At 39.4% G+C, this 22740-nt stretch carries 21 protein-coding genes; 15 read left to right on the forward strand and 6 right to left on the reverse strand.

Annotation, left to right across the window (positions count from 1 at the left end):
- Nucleotides 1-6: 6 nt before the first annotated feature.
- The 6 genes from glyS to dnaA form a co-directional block, all read right to left on the reverse strand.
- Nucleotides 7-2076 carry a glycine--tRNA ligase subunit beta gene (gene glyS, locus AAEY55_RS13460; RefSeq protein ID WP_011326738.1) on the reverse strand — a complete coding sequence of 690 codons (2070 nt, stop codon included), beginning with the start codon at nucleotides 2074-2076 and terminating at the stop codon, nucleotides 7-9.
- Nucleotides 2077-2078: 2 nt separating this feature from the next.
- Entirely contained in the window at nucleotides 2079-2981 is a 903-nt protein-coding gene (gene glyQ, locus AAEY55_RS13465) for a glycine--tRNA ligase subunit alpha (RefSeq protein ID WP_011326737.1), read from the reverse strand.
- A 140-nt stretch (nucleotides 2982-3121) separates the two neighbouring features.
- On the reverse strand, nucleotides 3122-5548 hold the full coding sequence (gene gyrB / locus AAEY55_RS13470; RefSeq protein WP_011326736.1) for a DNA topoisomerase (ATP-hydrolyzing) subunit B: 2427 nt from the start codon (nucleotides 5546-5548) through the stop codon (nucleotides 3122-3124).
- 12 nt (nucleotides 5549-5560) lie between these two features.
- On the reverse strand, nucleotides 5561-6655 hold the full coding sequence (gene recF, locus AAEY55_RS13475; RefSeq protein WP_011326735.1) for a DNA replication/repair protein RecF: 1095 nt from the start codon (nucleotides 6653-6655) through the stop codon (nucleotides 5561-5563).
- 15 nt (nucleotides 6656-6670) lie between these two features.
- Nucleotides 6671-7774, reverse strand: a complete 1104-nt coding sequence (gene dnaN, locus AAEY55_RS13480) for a DNA polymerase III subunit beta (protein WP_011326734.1) — start codon at nucleotides 7772-7774, stop codon at nucleotides 6671-6673.
- A 13-nt stretch (nucleotides 7775-7787) separates the two neighbouring features.
- Nucleotides 7788-9170, reverse strand: coding sequence for a chromosomal replication initiator protein DnaA (gene dnaA / locus AAEY55_RS13485; protein WP_041454303.1), 1383 nt, complete (start codon nucleotides 9168-9170; stop codon nucleotides 7788-7790).
- Nucleotides 9171-9687: 517 nt separating this feature from the next.
- Here dnaA and rpmH point away from each other — a divergent pair.
- The 15 genes from rpmH to atpH all read left to right on the forward strand — a co-directional run bounded on the left by rpmH (nucleotide 9688) and on the right by atpH (nucleotide 22732).
- A complete protein-coding gene (rpmH, locus tag AAEY55_RS13490) occupies nucleotides 9688-9822 on the forward strand; it encodes a 50S ribosomal protein L34 (RefSeq protein WP_004335215.1) in 135 nt (44 codons plus the stop codon).
- 7 nt (nucleotides 9823-9829) lie between these two features.
- Entirely contained in the window at nucleotides 9830-10252 is a 423-nt protein-coding gene (gene rnpA, locus AAEY55_RS13495; protein WP_011329643.1) for a ribonuclease P protein component, read from the forward strand.
- 128 nt (nucleotides 10253-10380) lie between these two features.
- Entirely contained in the window at nucleotides 10381-10656 is a 276-nt protein-coding gene (gene yidD, locus AAEY55_RS13500; RefSeq protein WP_350551774.1) for a membrane protein insertion efficiency factor YidD, read from the forward strand.
- A gap of 8 nt (nucleotides 10657-10664) precedes the next feature.
- Complete coding sequence (gene yidC / locus AAEY55_RS13505) at nucleotides 10665-12299, forward strand: membrane protein insertase YidC (RefSeq protein ID WP_011329640.1); 1635 nt, start codon at nucleotides 10665-10667, stop codon at nucleotides 12297-12299.
- 135 nt (nucleotides 12300-12434) lie between these two features.
- Nucleotides 12435-13799: a tRNA uridine-5-carboxymethylaminomethyl(34) synthesis GTPase MnmE gene (gene mnmE, locus AAEY55_RS13510; RefSeq protein WP_086996465.1), complete on the forward strand. Its 1365-nt coding sequence runs from the start codon at nucleotides 12435-12437 to the stop codon at nucleotides 13797-13799.
- Nucleotides 13800-14833: 1034 nt separating this feature from the next.
- Complete coding sequence (mioC, locus tag AAEY55_RS13515; RefSeq protein ID WP_011329638.1) at nucleotides 14834-15283, forward strand: FMN-binding protein MioC; 450 nt, start codon at nucleotides 14834-14836, stop codon at nucleotides 15281-15283.
- A gap of 426 nt (nucleotides 15284-15709) precedes the next feature.
- Nucleotides 15710-17599: a tRNA uridine-5-carboxymethylaminomethyl(34) synthesis enzyme MnmG gene (gene mnmG, locus AAEY55_RS13520; protein ID WP_011329637.1), complete on the forward strand. Its 1890-nt coding sequence runs from the start codon at nucleotides 15710-15712 to the stop codon at nucleotides 17597-17599.
- Between the two features lie 15 nt (nucleotides 17600-17614).
- Nucleotides 17615-18235, forward strand: coding sequence for a 16S rRNA (guanine(527)-N(7))-methyltransferase RsmG (rsmG, locus tag AAEY55_RS13525; RefSeq protein WP_011329636.1), 621 nt, complete (start codon nucleotides 17615-17617; stop codon nucleotides 18233-18235).
- A 14-nt stretch (nucleotides 18236-18249) separates the two neighbouring features.
- Nucleotides 18250-19035, forward strand: a complete 786-nt coding sequence (locus AAEY55_RS13530) for a ParA family protein (protein WP_011329635.1) — start codon at nucleotides 18250-18252, stop codon at nucleotides 19033-19035.
- A 20-nt stretch (nucleotides 19036-19055) separates the two neighbouring features.
- Nucleotides 19056-19982 carry a ParB/RepB/Spo0J family partition protein gene (locus tag AAEY55_RS13535; RefSeq protein WP_086996472.1) on the forward strand — a complete coding sequence of 309 codons (927 nt, stop codon included), beginning with the start codon at nucleotides 19056-19058 and terminating at the stop codon, nucleotides 19980-19982.
- Nucleotides 19983-20124: 142 nt separating this feature from the next.
- Nucleotides 20125-20505, forward strand: coding sequence for an ATP synthase subunit I (locus AAEY55_RS13540; RefSeq protein WP_011329633.1), 381 nt, complete (start codon nucleotides 20125-20127; stop codon nucleotides 20503-20505).
- Nucleotides 20506-20519: 14 nt separating this feature from the next.
- Nucleotides 20520-21377 carry a F0F1 ATP synthase subunit A gene (atpB, locus tag AAEY55_RS13545; RefSeq protein ID WP_011329632.1) on the forward strand — a complete coding sequence of 286 codons (858 nt, stop codon included), beginning with the start codon at nucleotides 20520-20522 and terminating at the stop codon, nucleotides 21375-21377.
- Between the two features lie 59 nt (nucleotides 21378-21436).
- On the forward strand, nucleotides 21437-21670 hold the full coding sequence (gene atpE / locus AAEY55_RS13550) for a F0F1 ATP synthase subunit C (RefSeq protein ID WP_011329631.1): 234 nt from the start codon (nucleotides 21437-21439) through the stop codon (nucleotides 21668-21670).
- 41 nt (nucleotides 21671-21711) lie between these two features.
- On the forward strand, nucleotides 21712-22182 hold the full coding sequence (atpF, locus tag AAEY55_RS13555) for a F0F1 ATP synthase subunit B (RefSeq protein WP_011329630.1): 471 nt from the start codon (nucleotides 21712-21714) through the stop codon (nucleotides 22180-22182).
- A gap of 16 nt (nucleotides 22183-22198) precedes the next feature.
- On the forward strand, nucleotides 22199-22732 hold the full coding sequence (atpH, locus tag AAEY55_RS13560; RefSeq protein ID WP_011329629.1) for a F0F1 ATP synthase subunit delta: 534 nt from the start codon (nucleotides 22199-22201) through the stop codon (nucleotides 22730-22732).
- Nucleotides 22733-22740 lie beyond the last annotated feature (8 nt).

Here is a 22740-nt window from a genome sequence, read left to right on the forward strand (position 1 = left end):
ATAATGTTATTTTTGTAGTACAGAAATGTCTGCAATACCTAAAAACAATCCGCTTAACTGACTTAAAAGCGCCAGACGATTTTGCTTAACTGCTTCGTCGTCGGCCATAACCATCACGTTATCAAAAAAGCTATCAACACTTTGACGAATACCAGCCAATTGGCTTAATGCTTCTTGGTAATTACCACTGGCGTAAAGTGGTGCAAGTTCAGTAGCAAATTTTGCTACTTGTGCCGCAAGTACTTTTTCAGCGTCGTCGGTTAGTAAACTTTCATCTACATTACCTTCGCTGGTAATGTCATTTTTAGCAAGTATATTACTTACGCGCTTATTAGCGGCTGCAAGCGCTTCTGCTGCGTCTAATGTGCGAAAATGGCTTACGGCTTTAACACGGCGATCAAAATCAACAGGTTTAGTCGGACGACGTGCAAGCACAGCTTGAATCACATCTACTTCTATTCCTTCGTCTTGATACCAAGCACGGAAACGCCCTAGCATAAACTCAAACACATCGGTTGATACATTAAGATTAGTTAGCTTATCGCCAAACAAGGTTTGCGATTTAGCAACTAGGTCTAAAATATCAAGCGGTAGCTCTTTTTCTACCATGATGCGCAATGCGCCAATAGCAGCACGGCGTAAAGCAAACGGGTCTTTGTCGCCTTTTGGCGCTTGGCCTATGCCAAAGATACCCACTAAGGTATCAAACTTATCGGCAATCGCTACTGCGCAACTAATTAAGTTGGTAGGTAAGCTGTCGCCTGCAAAGCGTGGCATATATTGCTCATTCTGCGCTAGTGCTACATCTTCAGCTTCGCCGTCAAAACGTGCGTAATGCATTCCCATAACACCTTGGATGTCGGTAAATTCCATCACCATTTCGGTCATTAAGTCAGTTTTACTCAATAAACCAGCACGTTGTGCTAGCTCTTTATCTGCACCAAGTTGCTGGGCAATATAACCGGCAAGCTCGCTAATACGCGCAGACTTGTCTTTAAGTGTACCTAACTGTTTTTGGAACAATACGCTATCGAGAGATTCTAAACGGCTTTCTAGTGTTTTCTTTTTATCGCTTTCAAAAAAGAATTGCGCATCGGCTAATCGAGGACGCACTACTTTTTCGTTACCCGAAATCACTACGCTAGGATCTTTACTTTCTATGTTAGACACAAACAAAAACTTATTTAAAAGTTTGCCGTTTTGATCTAAAAGCGGAAAGTATTTTTGATCGTCTTTCATCGTGTAAATAAGCGCTTCGGCCGGTACTGCCAAAAACTCTTCTTCAAATGTAGCCGTTAATGTTACTGGCCATTCTACCAGTGATGTTACTTCTTCAAGTAAATCTTCATCCATGGCTACAACCGCATTTATTGCTTTTGCTGCAGCTTCTATTTGCGCTCGAATTTGCGCTTTACGCTGCTCGTAATCGGCAATAACGTAGGCTGATTTTAAAACATCAAAAATATCATCAGCATGGTTAATGGTAATTTTTTCAGGATGATGAAAGCGATGTCCTTGAAGCTGATTACTTACCTGCTTACCCAGCACTTCACCTGTTACTAACTCATCACCCAATAAAATAGTTACCGTATGCACTGGACGAATAAATTGTGTTTTATTCGCGCCCCAACGCATTGGCTTAGGAATAGGTAATTTAGCCAGCGCTTTATTAATAACGTCAACCATCAGCGTTTTAGTTTCTTGCCCTGCTACTTTAGCAAGGTGCAGCAACCACGCGCCTTTGTCGGTTTCAAGTGTTTGCGCATCTTTTACTTCAATACCACAACCACGTGCCCAACCCATTGCAGCTTTAGTAGGATTGCCGTCTGCATCAAACGCTGCCTTAATTGCTGGGCCGCGTTTTTCTACTTCTTTATCTTGTTGTTTTGCATCAAGCGCTATTACGCGAAGGCCTAAACGACGTGGTGATGCATACCAGCTTACGCCTTGATGCGCTAATTCTAATGTCTCTAGTTCTGCAGTTAAGTTTGCAGCAAATGCTTCTGCTAATTTACGCAGCGCTTTTGGTGGCAACTCTTCGGTGCCAATTTCTACTAATAAGTTTTGTGCTGACATGCCTACTTATCCTTACACAGCGGGAAACCAAGCGCTTCACGTTTATCATAATAACTTTGTGCACACGCTTTTGATAAAGCACGAACGCGTAGTATGTAACGTTGGCGTTCGGTTACCGAAATTGCGTGGCGCGCGTCTAATAAGTTAAATGCATGCGATGCCTTCATTACTTGCTCATAAGCCGGTAACGGTAAGTTTGCTTCAATTAACTTTTGGCTCTCTGCTTCACATTTATCAAACTGAGCAAATAGATCTTCTACGTTGGCGTGCTCAAAGTTATAAGTAGATTGTTCTACTTCATTTTGATGAAACACATCGCCGTAAGTTACTCGCCCAAGCGGACCATCAGCCCAAACTAGGTCGTAAATACTGTCTACGCCCTGAATATACATGGCTAAACGCTCTAGGCCGTAAGTGATTTCGCCAGTTACCGGTGAGCACTCAATGCCGCCCACTTGTTGAAAGTAGGTAAACTGGGTTACTTCCATGCCGTTTAACCAAATTTCCCAACCTAGGCCCCACGCACCTAAGGTAGGTGATTCCCAGTTGTCTTCAACAAAGCGCACTTCGTCTGTTAAGGTATCTATGCCTACGGCCGCTAAAGAGCCTAAATAAAGCTCTTGAATATTATCTGGCGAAGGCTTTAGCACAACCTGAAACTGGTAATAATGCTGTAAGCGGTTTGGGTTTTCGCCGTAACGGCCATCGGTAGGTCGTCGACACGGTTGTACGTATGCACTCGACATTGGCTCTGGGCCAATCGATTTTAAAAATGTTTGCGGGTGGAATGTCCCAGCGCCCACTTCCATATCAAGTGGTTGAATAATAACGCAGCCTTGCTGCGCCCAATAATCCTGTAAAGCCAGGATCAAACCTTGAAAGGTTTTAACGTCATATTTTTGCATATTTGGCTTTTTACTATCTGAGAAGTAGCGTGAAAATTACCCTCAGTATACCTTGTGCACACGCAGGTTTTAAGCAGTTTGTGCAATTGAAAAAATAAAAAAGGAGCCATTGGCTCCTTTTTTGTGAGTAGTATTACTAATTATACGTCTAGGTTAACTACGCGTAGCGCGTTCTGTTCTATAAACTCGCGACGAGGTTCTACTTGGTCACCCATTAGCGTTGCAAATAACTGATCAGCAGCTACTGCATCTTCAACGGTTACTTGTAGCATACGACGTGCATCGGGATCCATTGTAGTTTCCCACAGCTGACTTGGGTTCATTTCGCCCAACCCTTTATAGCGCTGTATATAGAGGCCACGCTTAGATTCAGCAATTAGCCATTCTAAAGCATCCACAAAGTTATCAACAGGTTGTGTTTTCTCACCGCGTTGAATATAAGCGCCTTCGGTAATGATATTTGCAATGTTTACACCAGTAACAGCAATGCGCTGATAATCGCGTGAAGCTATAAAATCATAATGAAGTACGTGCGCTTTATCTACACCGTGCTGACGAATTTTCACTACTGGGTAGTATAAATTGCGCTCAGTATCGTGCTCTGTTGCAGCTTGGAAAATAGTAGCATCTTCATCACGATCAATTAAGTCATCAACTAATTCTTTAGTCCATGCTATTACTTTAGCTTCATCTGAAAGATCTTCTTTTTTCAGTTCACTTTGGTAAATAAGACGGTTCATTACAGTATTAGGAAACTTACGTTTTAGACGCTCAATTACCTTAACGGTATTTTGATAATCGTGAACAATTTTTTCTAGTGCTTCGCCTTCAATACCGCTTGCATCTGTACTGGTGTACAAAGTTGCATTATTTAAAGCAAGTGTTGTTAGGTATTCAACTAGTGCTGGATCATCTTTAATATAACGCTCTTGCTTACCTTTTTTCACTTTATAAAGTGGTGGTTGTGCAATATAAATATATCCGCGCTCAACAATTTCAGGCATTTGGCGATAAAAGAACGTAAGTAATAAGGTACGAATGTGCGAACCATCCACGTCAGCATCCGTCATGATAATGATACGGTGATAGCGCAGTTTTTCAGGATTATATTCATCACGACCAATACCACAACCTAATGCCGTAATGAGTGTTGCTACTTCTTGTGATGAAAGCATTTTATCAAAACGTGCTTTTTCTACGTTTAATATTTTACCTTTAAGCGGAAGAATAGCTTGGTTTTTACGGTTACGTCCCTGCTTGGCTGATCCGCCAGCAGAGTCTCCTTCCACTATGTATAGTTCTGATTGTGCTGGATCTTTTTCTTGGCAATCGGCTAACTTACCAGGTAAACCGGCTAAGTCCATTGCACCTTTACGACGTGTCATTTCACGTGCTTTACGTGCAGCTTCACGCGCACGTGACGCATCTATTATCTTACCTACAACAATTTTGGCATCTGTTGGGTGTTCTAATAAAAACTCAGTGAATTTTTCAGCCATTGCTTGTTCAACCGCAGACTTAACTTCGCTCGAAACTAGCTTGTCTTTAGTTTGTGATGAAAACTTAGGATCTGGTACTTTAACACTTACAACAGCAGTTAAGCCTTCACGAGCGTCATCACCCGTTGCATTACTGGTTGTTTTAGCTTTTTTGTTAAAGCCTTCTTTTTCCATATAGTTGTTAAGTGTACGTGTTAGCGCAGATCTAAAACCGGCTAAGTGAGTACCACCATCACGTTGTGGGATGTTATTTGTAAAACAGTATATGTTTTCTTGATAAGCATCATTCCACTGCATTGACACTTCAACAACAATACCATCTTCTTCACGCGTATGTGTAAAGTGGAATACACCTTTATGTATAGGTGTTTTATTACGGTTTAAATACTCTACAAACGCTCTGATGCCGCCTTCGTATTTAAAGTGATCACTTTTATTCTCTTCACGCTCATCATTTAAAATAATGCTTACGCCAGAGTTTAAAAATGAAAGCTCGCGCAAGCGCTTAGCTAAAATGTCGTAATGAAAATCTAAGTTAGTAAATGTTTGATCACTTGGCCAAAAACGTAACTCTGTACCAGTTGTGTCTGCGTCGCCAATTACGGCTAATGGCGCATCTGGTACACCATGAGAGTATGTTTGCTCATGAAGTTTACCTTCACGGCGAATTGTTAATTTAAGCTTTTCTGATAATGCGTTAACAACCGATACACCAACACCGTGTAAGCCACCTGAAACTTTATAAGAGTTATCATCAAACTTACCACCGGCATGCAGTACCGTCATGATTACTTCGGCTGCAGATACACCTTCTTCTTCATGAATTGAAGTTGGGATACCACGGCCGTTATCTCGTACAGATACCGAACCATCTAAGTGAATCGTTACAAAAATATCATCACAATGACCTGCTAAGGCTTCATCTATAGAGTTATCGACGACCTCAAACACCATATGGTGTAAGCCCGTGCCATCATCGGTGTCCCCTATATACATTCCAGGACGCTTTCTTACTGCGTCTAATCCTTTAAGTACTTTTATACTCGACGAGTCATAATTCTCAGACATGGTTAATCCCACTTATCTTGTTATTAGGTTGCCATGTTTCACGTGGAACATTTGCAGTTCTCGTTGCATGGGTTCCACCACAGCAGAAATACTTTCAGACAAAATTGAAGATATAAAAATTTGAGAACTGCAGTGAGCTAATAGTTGCCCCACTTTCTCTTTTGTATCTTCGCTTAACTCTGAAGGTAAATCATCTATTAGCAATATAGATTGCTTATCTGTCTCTGACTCAATTAAGCTATTTTGCGTTACTTTTAACGCATAAAGTAATAGCTTTAATTGTCCACGAGAGAAAATATTCTCAACGCTACTGCCAGCGACACTAAAACTAAAATCAGCCTTATGAGGCCCTTTACTAGTAAAGCCTTGGCGAGCATCTCGCTCAAAGTTTAACTCTAATGCATCGCTAAGAGATTCGCTCTCTTTCCAGCCGGCATTAAAGCTTATTTCTAAATCGCGTATTAGCGTTAATTCTGCACACATTTTATCAAAAAACTGCTGCTTAAACCTACTTATATACGCCATTCTTAATTTATTTATTTGCTCAGCCAGTCTAACAAATTCTTTGTCCCAAAACTTAATTTGGTCAAAATAATTCTTTGGCTTACTTTTTAGTAGCGCATTTCGTTGTTTTAACACTTTATTGAACGATTGCCATAAAAAGAAAAACTCATGTTCCACGTGGAACAAACCTAAATCTAAAAACTTTCTGCGCTCTTTAGGCCCACCAAAAAATAACGAGTAACTCTCTGGAGTAATTATTTGTACCGGCATAAGCTGTGCAAGTTCTGATATTTTTCGGCTCGCCTTACCTTGAATTTTTAAATTCGTTTCGCCCGCTTGGGTTTTACTAATACCAATAGGAATAGATAAGTCGTGTATAGCTTTGCGGCCATGAATTACAAACTGCTCTTGCTGATGCGCAATAATACTTTTATGCTTTGATGTTCTAAAAGATTTGCCGTGTGAAAGGTAATAAATAGCTTCTAAAAGGCTGGTTTTTCCGCTGCCGTTTTCACCATAAATTATATTAACGCCGTTAACTGGTTCTAGCGTCAGCGCCTCAATATTACGAAAATATTTGAGGCTCAAATGACTTAAGCTCATTGGGTACTTATAGTCTTATAAACGCATAGGCATAACTACGTACATTGCTTCTTCATCGCCTGCACCTTCAATTAGTGCGCTGCTGTTTGAATCGGCCAATGTAAACAGTACATCTTCTGTTTTTAATGTGTTTAATACATCAAGTACATAAGAAACGTTAAAGCCTATTTCTAGGTCGGCGCCTTCGTAACCAACCTCTACTACTTCCTCAGCTTGTTCTTGCTCAGGGTTATTAGCAGTGATTTTTAACAAACCATTGGATAAGTTTAAACGCACACCTCTAAACTTTTCGTTAGATAAAATAGAGACTCGCTGAAACGCACTACGTAACCATTCGCGATTAGCAGTAATGACTTTATCGCCACCACGAGGTAACACACGGCGGTAATCAGGAAAGCGTCCATCAACTAACTTACTAGTAAAGGTAAACTCTATATCGATAATACGAATATGATTAGCACCAAACTGAATCGTGACTAGTTCTTCGTCGGCTACCATAAGGCGCATAATTTCTTGCACCCCTTTACGAGGTATAATTAGCTGACGCTGCGTATTAAGCGATTGCTTTAATTGCTTTTGTGCAATAGCTAAGCGATGTCCATCAGTGGCCACTGTTTTAATGTCAGTATTGTCTACTTCAAACGACATACCATTTAAATAGTAACGTACGTCTTGATTCGCCATCGAAAAATGCGTGCTTTCTAGTAATTTTCGCAGCTCTAAACGCGTTAGTTGAAACTCAACTTCGCCATCCCACTGTTCTAAATTAGGAAAGTCTTCGGCGGCTAAGGTCGTTAACGAAAAACGACTTTTACCGCTGGTTAGTAATAACTGATGCTCTTGTAAGCTTAACGTTAGGTCTGAACCATCTGGTAGGCTTTTACAAATATCGAGTAATTTTTTAGCCGGTAATGTTAACTTAGTATCGGCAATATCATCACCTACAAACACGCTTGCAACGAGTTCAATTTCAAGGTCGGTACCTGTCATTGAAAGTTGCCCGTTTTCTACTGCTAACAATACGTTAGATAAAATTGGCAATGTATGCTTACGCTCAATAGCGCCCGATACTTGCACTAATGGCTTTAAAAACTGTTGTCTTGATATTGTTATTTGCATAATAAAGTCAGCCTTAAGATGACAATGTTCTTATTAAATTTTGGTAATCTTCTTTAATTTCGTGGCTTTCATCACGTAGTGATTTAACCTTACGACACGCATGCAATACAGTTGTATGATCGCGGCCACCAAAGGCGTCTCCAATCTCAGGTAAACTGTGATTGGTTAACTCTTTAGATAATGCCATAGCAACTTGTCGAGGCCTTGCTATAGAGCGACTACGGCGTTTAGACAGCAGATCAGAAATACGAATTCTGTAATACTCTGCCACAGTGCGCTGTATGTTATCTATGGTAACTAGCTTATCTTGTAAGGCAAGTAAATCGCGTAGCGCTTCTTTTACAAAGTCGATAGATATAGGACGACCGGTAAAGTTAGCATTGGCAATAACACGATTAAGCGCACCTTCTAGTTCGCGTACATTAGATCGTAATTTTTTAGCAATAAAAAAGGCGACTTCGTGCGGTAAATTAATTTTACTCTGCTGCGCTTTTTTCATCAATATAGCAACGCGTGTTTCAAGCTCAGGAGGCTCAATTGCAATAGTTAAACCCCAACCAAAACGCGATTTAAGTCTGTCTTCAACGCCTTCTATCTCTTTTGGATAACGGTCAGAGGTTAAAATTATTTGCTGATTGCCTTCTAATAACGCATTAAAGGTATGAAAAAACTCTTCTTGTGAGCGCTCTTTGTTAGCAAAAAATTGAATGTCATCAATCATTAGCGCATCAACACTACGATAGTAACGCTTAAATTCTTCAATCGCGTTATTTTGCAGTGCTTTTACCATATCTTGTACAAAGCGCTCTGAATGCATATAAACTATTTTTGCATCTGGCTTATTAGCCAAAATACCATTACCTACAGCATGCAATAAATGCGTTTTACCTAAACCTGTACCACCGTATATAAATACAGGGTTAAAAGCGGCACCTGGATTATCTGCAACTTGTGTTGCTGCTGCTTTTGCTAACTGGTTTGATTTACCTTCAACAAAACTGTCAAAGGTATAATTTTCTTTTATATTCGATTTATATTCAGATTTTGGCGCTGGCTCTACAACAGGTTTTGGTTGTCGTGATTGTTGTTTGGCTTGTGTAGTTGGCGCCGATTGCGTTCCAGCAACAGATACAGGCTGTGCATTTAATAAAGGCTTACTGCCTACATCAAAACGTAGCTCTGGAGCTTCAACACCACAAATCTCTACTAATAATTCATTAATTCTATTTAGGTATTTTTCTCTTACCCAATCTAGTACAAAGCGATTAGGTGCATAAATCGTCAAGGTATCTTCGGTACTTTCTGCTTGTAGTGGTCGCACCCACATACTGAACTGCTGCGAAGGCAATTCATCTTGCAATACATATAAACAACTTTGCCAAACCGACAGATACACAGTCAAACTCCCAGAGATATAATTTTTATTCCCGCACATCATTAATGATTAAAAATCACCTCTGTAATGCGTTTAAATGGCCCAATAAGCGACCCAAGACCGGCTATTATGAAGACACTTTATCCACAAGTAAAAGACTGATTTTTATAAAATTGTTGATATCACGGTATAAAACACTTAACACAATGATTTAATACAAGTTTAATTTTAAAGCCTGAGCATAGATCATAACAAAATTAGCTCTGGATCGCGAAACAAATCTGCGATCTAATTTAGTTTTCCCCTGCTTTTATTCACTTTTTATACAGGGGCTGTGGAAAACTTCTTATTAATGATGATCCTAATAGATCACTCTTTATGATCTACATTAAATAGCTGGTATACTCTAAGGGTAGTGCGTAATTATAATTGACTTTAATACACTTCATCTATAATATCTCGCGCTCGCAATGGCACCTGTGCCAGGATCGCGACCTGCATAGGATGTTTTAACTTTAACCGATCGGAAGAGATTGTTATGAAAAGAACTTTTCAACCAAGCGTTTTAAAACGCAAACGTGCTCACGGTTTCCGTGCTCGCATGGCAACTGTAAATGGCCGTAAAGTATTAGCTCGTCGCCGCGCTAAAGGCCGTAAAGTTCTTTCTGCTTAATTTATAAGTGGAAGACTTTAACTTTGGCAGGGAGTTACGTCTGTTAACTCCCTCGCATTACTCTCGCATATTTAATGAACCCGCCCGGGCTGCAACTCCTTTCTTTACTCTTTTAGCTAAACCTAATGACCAAGATCAACCTCGGTTAGGACTTACTGTTGCTAAAAAACGAGTTAAAAAGGCATGTCAACGTAACCGTATTAAACGTTTAGCTCGCGAATGCTTTCGTTTAAATAAACACAACATCGACAATATAGATATTGTGCTTATGGTTAAAAGTGGTATTGATGAGCAGTCTAATGAAGAATTAACCAAACAACTGACCAAGTTGTGGCGTAAAATTAATGAGCGCTGCAAACCGGGTGCGCCCAAACCACCACCTTTTAAAAAGCGCCCTAATAAATCAGTTAAATCAAATAAACAGACCTAATAGCAATAGAATTACAGGGTTAATTAAGGTATCTTTAGCTCACCTTTTAATCATGCATTTGAAATCTCATATTGAGTCTTTAAATACATGGTATCTATTTACTAAACTTACGTAGGAGCATATATATCATGAGGTTACTTAAACCACTTGTTGTTTTGCCAACGTATTGTTTAGTTTTATTTATCCGCGGTTATCAAAAGTGGATTAGCCCGCTATTAGGTCCGCATTGTCGTTTTAATCCAACGTGCTCTAGTTACGCTATTCAAGCAATTAATTTGCATGGATCAGTAAAAGGCAGTTGGTTAGCAGTTAAACGCATATTAAAATGCCATCCTTTACATTCAGGTGGGAACGACCCCGTTCCTGAAAAATTAACCCATATTAACCACCAACACGAGAAATAAGAGCTGTTATGGAATCGCAACGCACGTTTTTATTCATTGGCCTGATGCTGGTGTCGTTTTTATTATTTCAAGAATGGAATACTGATTACAACACGCCAAAAGCCGATCCGAGTGCCACCACACAAACATTAAACCCAACATCATCAGAATCAGAAGATTATGTACCAACTTCATCTGACTCTGCGTTACCTGCCTCAGCAACTTTAGCAAAACGCTCTGTAATTGAAATTACAACAGATGTTTTCAAAGTTAAAATTGATACCCGAGGCGGTGATATTGTTGAAACTTACTTACTTCAATATGAAGAAACTAAAGGCAGTGAAACACCTTATATGCTGCTTGGTGAGTTTGATGGTAAACAATACTTTTCACAAAGTGGTTTAATTGGCTTAAATGGTCCTGATGCTTCTGCACAAGGTCGCCCAACTTACCACGTAGAGCAAAAGTCATACACTTTAACGGGTGATGAGCTTAGAGTGCCGCTACAGTTTACTGATAGTAATGGTGTTAACTTTACAAAAACCTATGTATTCAAAAAAGGTCAATATGATGTTGCTTTAGAATACACAATTAACAACACCACTAGCACGCCACTTCAAGTACAGCTTTACACACAAGTTAAGCGCACTGTACAAGACAAAGGCAGCATGGTTGATCAAAACTATTTAGGTGCAGCATACGGTACTGATGATGACCCGTACGAAAAGTACAGTTTTTCAGATATGGCTGACAAAAACCTAAATAAAATTACACTTGGTGGCTATGTTGCGTTTATTCAACATTACTTTGTAAGTGCTTGGGTTCCAATGCAGGATCAGTCAAATACACTTTATAGTTTAATTACTAAGAGTAATGCTGCCATCATTGGTGTTAAAGACGAAGCGGTTAATATTCAAGCTGGTAGTGAGCAAACACTTACTGCAACTTATTATATGGGCCCTAAAGAGTCTGATGTACTTGAAGCTATTCACCCAGATTTAGATTTAACCGTAGATTACGGTTGGTTATGGTTTATCTCACAACCTTTATTTGTATTGTTAAAGTGGTTACACAGTATTTTAGGTAACTGGGGTGTGGCTATTATTGCCATTACTATTATCGTTAAGTCGTTAATGTACCCACTGACTAAAGCGCAATATACTTCAATGGCTAAAATGCGTGCCCTTCAGCCTAAAATGGCAGCGCTTAAAGAAAAATTTGGTGACGACCGCCAAAAATTCGGCCAAGCCACAATGGAAATGTACAAAAAAGAAAAAGTGAACCCTATGGGTGGCTGTTTCCCTATTTTGCTACAAATGCCTATTTTCTTAGCCTTGTTCTACGTGTTCTTAGAATCAACAGAACTTCGCCACGCTGAATTTATTTTTTGGCTAACTGACCTTTCTGCGAAAGACCCATACTACGTGTTACCAATCTTATTTGGCGCCAGTATGTTTATTACGCAAAAATTACAGCCTATGACGGTTACCGATCCAATGCAGCAAAAAATGATGACCTTTATGCCGGTTATCTTCTCTGTGTTCTTCTTATGGTTCCCATCTGGTTTAGTTCTTTACTGGTTAGTGTCTAACCTTATTTCTATTGTCCAGATGCTCATCATCTACCGCGGCATGGAAAAGAAAGGTATTAAAGTAAGAGGCTAATTAAGCTCCTACTTATATAAAGGCGACTTCGGTCGCCTTTTTTATTACCTGTTTTTCACCACAGCTATTCGCTACAAATAAATCCATAGGTTACAATACCGCCATAAAGTTACTCATTGTTGGCAAATTAATAGCATGATCAATCAAGACACAATTGCAGCACAAGCAACAGCCCCCGGACGTGGTGGTGTTGGTATTATTCGCGTTTCAGGCAGCCTTGCTAAAAGTGTTGCCGAAAAAGTAGTAGGTAAAATACCTAAAGTTCGCTACGCCGATTATGTGCCATTTAAAAGCCTTGCTGGCGAGCAACTTGATCAAGGTATTGCCATTTACTTTGCCGGCCCTAACTCATTCACTGGTGAAGATGTACTTGAACTACAAGGCCACGGCGGTCCTGTAGTACTGGATATGTTACTTAAAGAAATTAGTAAAATAGAGGGCGTTCGTTTAGCAAAGCCTGGGGAGTTTTCTGAACGTGCATTTATGAATGACAAGCTTGATTTAACACAAGCAGAAGCCATCGCCGATTTAATTAATGCTACAAGCGAGCAAGCCGCTAAAAGCGCCCTACAGTCTCTCCAAGGTGAATTTTCTAAGCACATAGAAACACTTGTAGAAAAAGTAATTCACTTGCGTATGTACGTAGAAGCCGCAATTGATTTTCCCGATGAAGAAATCGATTTTTTATCTGACGGTAAAGTTTCTGGCGATTTAGATGCCATTATTGCCCAGCTCAATACGGTAACCGATCAAGCTAAGCAAGGCAGCATAATGCGCGAAGGTATGCGGGTTGTTATTGCCGGTCGCCCTAATGCGGGTAAATCAAGCTTATTAAATGCCCTTGCTGGGCGCGAAGCCGCTATTGTAACCGAAATTGCCGGCACTACACGTGACGTACTACGTGAACATATACATATAGATGGCATGCCACTGCATATTATAGACACAGCAGGTCTGCGTGAAAGCCCTGACTTAGTAGAACAAATAGGTATTGAGCGCGCATGGGATGAAATAAATCAAGCCGACCGAGTGCTGTTTATGCTTGATGGAACCGACACTATTGATACTGATCCCCATAAAATTTGGCCAGAATTTATGGCTAAATTACCCGTTGGATTAGGGGTTACAGTGATTAGAAATAAAGCCGATTTATCGGGCGATGTTGTTGGTATGGAGCAAAATCAGCAATACCCGGTCATCAGTTTAAGTGCTAAAAATGCCGACGGTATTGAGCTGGTTCGCGAGCATTTAAAAGCCTGTATTGGTTTTGATGGTGCAACAGAAGGCGGCTTTATGGCACGTCGTCGCCACCTTGATGCGCTTGAGCATGCAGCGTACCACTTAGATACAGGTAAAGCTCAGTTAGAAATGCATATAGCGGGCGAAATACTCGCCGAAGAATTGCGTTTAACCCAGCAATATCTAAACGAAATTACCGGTGAATTCACCTCAGATGACCTACTTGGAAAAATATTTAGCTCGTTTTGTATTGGTAAATAAGTTGCCAAATATATTTTAAAGAGCCCTAGAGGCTCTTTTTTATTGTCAAAATCCCCTGCTTTCACTACCTATTTCCTCCCTAAAAACAGCTTTATTGCGCTAATATTAATGCCTGATAAGAGCTGGCCAGTCTTTATTTGTTAGAGTAATGTCGTTTTAACTAAAAATAATGCCACTTTAATAGCTATAAAACGGCTAATTTATAGCATTAATGCAGTCTGTTTTTTACAAAACAGACTGCTATTTTAACTGCAGTGGATCAATTTTACGGTGGCTATTATGGTAATACTTCCTATTAAAATAGCCTTAATTAAGCTTAAGAGCTGCAATATATGTTTATAATTCATTCAATATAGGAGCCTATTTTAGGCTTTTATTGACTCTAAATTACGCATATTTATAAAATTGAGTAGAGCAACACAACACCAAGTAAGCGTGAATTATATTTTTGGTCGGCCAAGTTAGCTAAAATTAATGATGATCTGCGCTGAAAAAATAAATAATCTCAGATCAGTTATCCACAATTAGCCTTTATTACCTTTTATAGAGACTTAAATTTCCGTATTTAACTAAGTAAATATCCTAGATCCGCCATTAAAACTAACTATTTACTGTTAATTGACTCATTTAATAAAAAGATCAGCTTTATTTGATCTCATTTAAATTTATTTTATGATCTAAATAGCACTTATCAACAGGCATTCTATCCACATTATGATCAGGGTATATATTATTGCTTAATAAGCTCTATTTAAGCATTTTCATATTCTTTAAATCAATAACTTAGCGATCAATCATAAATAAAAAAGTGGCTTTAAACAGAGCTTTCCCCACTGTTATCAACAACTTGATCAGAAGATTACATTTAAAGATTATTTGTTAAACCCTATTTAATCAACAACTTGAGTCGTTATAAATAACCAAGGCTAAAATTACAGCTAAAATAGTTATACAAAAAAGCACTCTTAACTTTACTGTTATACAAACTCAGTTATTATGAGCGGTAATTAAAAGCTATGTGATCACAAAAATTAATGAGTGCAGTAAATATTATTATTGGCAGCCAAATGGGATCCGCTGAATATGTTGCAGAACAATTAGCTGATCAACTTAATGCTCAAGGTATTAGTACGCAACTACATGAACAGCCTGTATTTAACGATATAGATCAGCAAAATACTATTTGGTTAATATGTACATCCACTTATGGTGCAGGGGATTACCCTGAAAATCTGATTAGCTTTATTGACGATTTAACACAAGCTGATGATTTATCTAATATAAAATACTCAGTCATTGGTTTAGGCGATACCAGTTACGATACTTATAACCTTGCTGGGCGCAATATAGATGAGTTATTAGCACAAAAAGGTGCACTTAGAGTAGCCGAACGCTTAGAGCTTAATATTCTTGATGAAGCGCTACCAGAGGATACTGCACTGGCCTGGCTTGACTCTTGGCTAGCTAAAACAGGCTTAAATTAATAGATCAAGCTAAAAAACCAAATTAAAGTTACCCACAATTTACTAATAATTTAATAGTTTTTGTGGATAAACACTGATTAAACTGCGTTTATAGCTATGCTTATCCATTGGATAAGATCCGGTTGATATTGCCCTGTGCATAAAGTGCCTTTTTGATCAGAGCTTATTCGCTGGATGATCCGATCATGTTCACAACTTTAGATCTGATCTAATCGCATGTTTTAAATAAAGATCTAAACCTTATCAACAGAAAAGTGCTTCAGTAGTAGTAATAGTAATAAAAGATCTCTTTAAAAGATCCTTTATATTATTAGAGATCACACACTTAGATCTTGACCGCTGTTAATCATTTATCTTCTGCTAAATTCTAGGTAGAATACGCTCCCTTTTGAAGTTTACTGGTTTGATTTAAGTAGGATCCCATTAATGATTTTTCACGAAAATTTTGACGTTATCGTAGTAGGTGGTGGACATGCTGGCACTGAAGCCGCATTGGCAGCCGCACGTATGGGGATGAATACCCTGCTGCTAACTCACAATATGGATACCCTTGGTCAAATGTCATGTAACCCAGCAATTGGTGGCATTGGCAAAGGTCACTTAGTTAAAGAAATTGACGCTCTAGGTGGTGCAATGGCACAGGCCATTGACAAAGGCGGGATCCAATTTCGCACACTTAATTCTTCAAAAGGCCCAGCCGTTCGTGCAACCCGAGCACAGGCTGATCGTGCTTTGTACAAAGCGGCAATTCAAACAACATTGCAAAACCAAGATAACTTAAAGATTTTTCAACAATCGTGTGATGATCTTATTGTTGAAAACGATCGTGTTACTGGTGTGGTTACCCAAATGGGTTTACGTTTTAGTGCTCCAAGTGTTGTGCTAACCGTAGGTACTTTTTTAGGTGGCCAAATACATATAGGTTTAGAAAACTTTAAAGGTGGTCGTGCAGGCGATCCTCCTTCAATTGCATTGGCTGATCGTTTACGTGAATTACCTTTTAGAGTGGATCGTTTAAAAACCGGTACTCCACCACGTATTGATGCCCGTACTGTTGATTTTAGTAAAATGCAAGAACAAGCAGGTGATACGCCTATACCGGTATTTTCATTTATGGGTAAACCAAGTGATCACCCACAACAAATACCGTGTTACATCACCTTTACTAATGAAAAGACCCATGATGTTATTCGTAAAAACTTACATCGCTCGCCAATGTATGGTGGTGTTATTGAAGGCATAGGCCCGCGCTACTGCCCTTCTATTGAAGATAAAATTGTTCGTTTTGCTGATAAAGACAAACATCAAATTTTTGTTGAGCCAGAAGGTTTAACATCATATGAGTTATACCCAAATGGTATTTCGACCAGTTTACCGTTTGATGTGCAAATTGAAATTGTGCAATCTATTACTGGCTTTGAAAACGCTCATATTTGTCGTCCTGGTTATGCTATTGAATATGACTTTTTTGATCCGCGCGATTTAAAACGTTCATTAGAAACTAAATTTATTGATGGCTTATTTTTTGCGGGCCAAATAAATGGTACTACCGGTTATGAAGAAGCGGGTGCTCAAGGTTTAATTGCAGGTATGAATGCTGCTTTAAAAGTTCAGGGTAAAGAGTCTTGGACTCCACGTCGTGACGAAGCTTATGTGGGTGTACTTATTGACGACTTAACTACTTTGGGAACGAAAGAACCTTATCGTATGTTTACTAGCCGTGCTGAATACCGTTTATTATTACGTGAAGATAATGCCGATATTCGTTTAACTGAAAAAGGCCGCGAATTAGGCTTAGTGAATGACGAACGTTGGCAGGCATATAACGAAAAAATGGAAGTGATCGCTAAAGAGAAACAGCGTATTAAAGATACCTGGATCCACAAAGATCATACTATGATAGATCAAGTTAATGCATTGCTAAAAACGCCATTAACGCGTGAAGCTAGTTTAGAGGAATTATTACGTCGTCCTGAAATTCGTTATAACGATCTAATGGCAATTGACGGCTTAGGATCTGAATTTACTAACCAAGCCGCGCTTGAACAAGTTGAGATCCATACAAAGTACGCAGGTTATATTGTGCGCCAGCAAGATGAGATCAATAAACAGTTACGCCATGAGCAAACAATTTTACCAAAAGAGTTTGATTATAAAACCGTATCGGGTTTATCAAATGAGGTTGTTGCTAAGCTGATTGATGCTCGTCCAGACACTATTGGTCAAGCTTCGCGTATTTCTGGTATCACCCCAGCGGCGATTTCGTTATTATTGGTGTATCTGAAGAAGCAAGGCTTGTTACGCAAATCTGCATAACGGCGAGGGTACCTAGTGTTACAGCAACAATTAACTACATTGTTAGCGCAAACTAATATTGCGCTAACCGAAAAACAACAGCAACAGCTGGTTCGTTACGTTGAGTTATTAACTAAATGGAACAAAGCTTATAATTTAACCTCAGTACGCTTACCTGAAGAAATGATGGTTAAGCACATAATGGACAGCTTAGTTGTTGCACCTCATTTACCCGGTCATCATTATATTGATGTAGGAACTGGCCCTGGCTTACCTGGTATTGTATTAGCGATTGCATTACCTAACACTCATTTTGTGTTACTTGATAGTTTAGGTAAACGTGTACGTTTTTTAATGCATGTTAAACATGAGCTAGGACTTGATAACGTCACTCCGGTGCAGTCAAGAGTTGAAGAATATCAGCCAAGTGTTAAATTAGATGGTGTACTCAGTCGCGCATTTGCTTCATTGCAAGATATGGTTGACTGGTGTGGACACTTAATTGATCATTCAGGAAAATTTATTGCCCTTAAAGGTGTGTTCCCTAGCGAAGAGCTAGAGTCATTACCGACTGGCGTTAAGTTTGAGCAAAAAATTGCATTAGAAGTACCTAATTTAGATGCACAACGACATTTAATTATTCTTTCTAAAGACTAGGGATCAGAGACACTGTGGCAAAAGTCATCGCATTAGCAAATCAAAAAGGTGGTGTAGGTAAAACTACAACCGCTGTTAACCTAGCTGCATCTATGGCTGCAACAAAACGAAAAGTGTTGTTAATTGATCTCGATCCGCAAGGTAATGCCACTATGGGTAGTGGCGTAGATAAGTATGGCGACGTGCCAACTATTTACGATTTGCTGATAGAAAACAAGCCAATTGAAGAGGTTATAATTAAAGAAACCTCTGGTGAATATCATATGATTGCTGCAAATGGTGATGTAACCGCTGCAGAAGTAAAATTAATGGAATTATTTGCCCGCGAAGTACGTTTGCGTAATGCGCTGGAAAAAATTCAAGACCAATATGAATTCATTTTTATCGACTGCCCTCCTTCTTTAAATATGTTAACAGTAAATGCCATGGCTGCAGCCGACTCTATTTTAGTCCCTATGCAATGTGAATATTATGCGTTAGAAGGTTTAACCGCATTAATGGACACCATTACGCAACTTGCCAAGTTAGTTAATCCTAAGCTACAAATTGAAGGCATACTTCGTACTATGTACGATCCGCGTAATCGATTAGCTAATGATGTATCAGAACAATTAAAACAACATTTTGGCGATAAAGTTTACCGCACAGTGATCCCGCGTAATGTTCGCTTAGCCGAGGCACCAAGTTTTGGTGCACCAGCGATGTATTATGACCGGGCATCAAGTGGTGCTAAAGCATATTTAGCACTGGCTGGTGAAATGTTACGCAGAAAAGAAAAAACAACGCCAGTTGTCGCCTAACTTTGAGGTAAAAAAATAATATGTCTGCTAAAAAAAGAGGTTTAGGCCGAGGACTCGATGCGCTGTTAAGTTCATCAAAACCTGCACCAACAAGTAGCAATGAGCAAAATTCGTCAAATACAACTGACATTATGCACAATGTAACGCAATCTCAACAAAGCGAATTACAAAAATTACCGATCGAATTTTTACACTCGGGTAAATATCAACCGCGTAAAGATATGTCGGAAGAAGCATTAGAAGAGTTAGCAAGTTCAATTCGTGCGCAAGGCATTATTCAGCCAATTGTAGTGCGCCCTATTGCTCAAAATAGCTATGAAATTATTGCCGGTGAACGTCGTTGGCGTGCAGCACAAATAGCTAAGCTTGATACTGTACCTTGTATTATTAAAGATGTACCCGATGAAGCTGCGGTTGCTATTGCTTTAATAGAAAATATTCAGCGTGAAGATTTAAATGCCATGGAAGAAGCGGTTGCTTTAAACCGTTTACTAAATGAGTTTGAATTAACCCATCAACAAGTAGCCGATGCCGTTGGTAAATCTCGTACTACAGTGACTAATTTATTGCGTTTAAATAATTTAAATAATGACGTAAAAACATTGTTAGAACACGGCGATATTGAAATGGGCCACGCTCGTTGTTTATTAGCGCTTGAGGGAGATACGCAATCTGATGCGGCGCGTTTAGCTGTGGCTAAAGCACTTACAGTGCGAGAAACCGAAAAGCTTGTACGTTCAATTTTAGAGCCTGTAGCCGCTAAAGAAGCAACAGAAAAAGATCCAGATGTTAAACAGTTAGAGCAACAACTCGCTGAAAACATAGGTGCCAAAGTAGAAATAAACTATAACAAAAAAGGCAAAGGTAAGTTGGTTATTTCTTACACAAACCTTGATGAATTGGATGGCATTTTAAACCGTATCAACCAAGACTATTCCCAGCATTAATAAATAACATGTCTAAAATGAGACAATTGTCGTTATTTTACACCACAATACAGCTACTCAAGTTGCAAAACTGGCAGGATTAAGTATAATTTCGCCAGTTTTCATACCCTGACAATTAGAACGCCATTAAGGTTAACTAAACGTGACGAATAAGTTAGCAAGACCGTATAGGCTTGCCGCATTGAAATTAATTCTTCTGCAGGGAGTAGTAGCGTTAGTTACTACAGTAATTATTTTTTTAGGTTGGGGAATAAATGCCGGGCTATCAGCATTTGCTGGAGGCACCGTAGCAGTACTCCCCCACTTAGTATTTGCCCTTTACGCATTCAGATATATGGGTGCGAGTAAAGCAAATCAAGCGTATGCCTCGTTAAAACGCGGCAACGGACTAAAATTTATGCTAACAATCATATTGTTCGCGCTAATACTAAAACTTTACCCGGTAGTGTTACTGCCTTTTTTTAGTGCTTATGTGTTGGTGTTGTTTACTGGATTGTTTGCACCCGTTTTTTTTAAACATTAACTTTGGGATATAACATGGCTGCAGAAGAAGTTACTCTATCTAGCCATATTCAGCACCACTTGACCAATGCGAAGATGTGTTCGACCGATGCCGGTTTAGCCTTCAATAAAGCATGTGCGGATAGTGGATTCTGGACATGGCATGTGGATACCCTCGCATGGTCTATCGGATTAGGTCTAATATTTTTATGGATCTTCCGTAGTGCCGCAAAAAAATCAACACTTGGTGTACCAGGAAAATTTCAGTGTTTTATTGAAATTATCGTTGAGTTCGTTGGCGACAACGTACGCGATACCTTCCACGGTAAAAGTAAGCTTATTGCGCCATTAGCCCTAACGATATTCGTTTGGGTGTTCTTAATGAACTTAATGGACTTAATCCCGGTTGACTTTTTACCATCATTTGCAGGTTTCGTTGGTGAAACAGCATTCGGTATGGACTCACACGACGTGTACATGAAAATTGTACCGACTACCGATATTAATATGACCTCTGCACTTGCGCTGGGTGTATTTATTTTAATGGTTGGTTTTGCAATAAAAATCAAAGGCATTGGCGGCTTTATTAAAGAACTAACGCTTCACCCGTTTAGCTCTAATAACGTGTTTGTGCAAATTTTATTGATTCCTTTCAACTTGTTACTTGAGCTTATCGCATTGGTTTCTAAGCCATTTTCGTTAGCACTACGTTTATTTGGTAACTTGTATGCAGGTGAATTGATTTTCATCTTGATTGGCGCAATTGGTTTTATGCAGTTACCACTGCACTTTGTATGGGCAGTATTCCATATCTTAGTTATTACACTGCAAGCATTCTTATTTATGATGCTGACCATTGTTTACCTAAGCATGGCAAGTTCAGATAATCACTAATTTATAATCTTTACCTTTAATATTTAACTTTAATTACAATTGAAACTTTGGAGAAAAAAATGGAACTAGTATTAGGTCTTAAGTACATCGCAGTAGCTTTACTAATTGGCTTCGGTGCAATCGGTACAGCAGTAGGTTTTGGTAACATGGGCGGTAAATTCCTTGAAGCATGTGCGCGTCAACCTGAGCTTGCACCTTCGCTACAAGTTAAAATGTTTATCCTTGCTGGTCTAATCGATGCTGTAGCAATGATTGGTGTTGGTATCGCTATGGTATTGTTGTTCGTACTTTAATTTTATTTTTTGAACAGCTTACTATTTAAGGAGGAGCGGTTGTGAATTTAAACGCCACTCTTATCGGTGAATTGATTGCGTTTACGGTGTTCGTACTTTTTTGTATGAAGTTCGTATGGCCACCACTAAACGGTGCAATTGAAGCTCGCCAGAAAAAAATCGAAGATGGTTTAGCTGCCTCTGATAGAGCCGAAAAAGACTTAGAACTAGCGCAAAAGAAAGCTGCAGAACAGCTTAAAGATGCCAAAGTTCAAGCGGCTGATATCATAGACCAAGCTAAAAAGCGTGCTGTGCTAATTGTTGACGAAGAGACAGTTCGTGGTCAACAAGAGCGTGAAAAAATCATTGCTCAAGGGCACTCTGAAATTGAATCAGAGCGTAACCGTGTGACAGAAGAGCTACGTAAGCAAGTAGCAACTCTGGCAGTGGTTGGCGCACAGAGAATTTTAGAGCGTGAAATTAATCAAGCTGCACATAGTGACATCGTTGAAAAACTTGTCGCTGAGCTGTAACTAGGAGGGTATGAGCATGTCTGAATTGACTACTATCGCTCGCCCATACGCTAAAGCGGCTTTTGAACTTGCCGTTGAAAAAGGCACTATTGAAAGTTGGAACGAGATGTTATTTTTTGCTGGCCACGTTGCTAGCAATGAAAAAGCATCTGCGCTTCTAGCGGGTATGCCTACTGCTACTACACAAGCTGAATTATTTATTCAAATTTGTGCTGAGCAGCTCAACGAACAAGGTCAGAACCTAGTTAAGGTGATGGCTGAAAATGGACGTTTGATCGCACTACCAGCAGTTGCACAGTTATTTGCTAAATTTAAAGCAGAATACGACAAAGAAATCGACGTTGATGTGATTTCGGCAACCCCTCTTGTTGCAGCGCAACAAGAGTCATTGGTAGCGGCACTTGAAAAACGTTTCGCACGCAAAGTTAAGCTGAATTGTAGTGAAGACGCAGCAGTAGTTGGAGGCCTTATTATTAAGGCGGGTGACACTGTAATCGACGGCTCTATTCGCGGTAAATTAAACCGCTTAGCCACAACACTACAATCGTAATTGGGAAA

The organism is Pseudoalteromonas sp. 120-MNA-CIBAN-0494 (assembly GCF_040308885.1).
GTDB lineage: Bacteria > Pseudomonadota > Gammaproteobacteria > Enterobacterales > Alteromonadaceae > Pseudoalteromonas > Pseudoalteromonas nigrifaciens.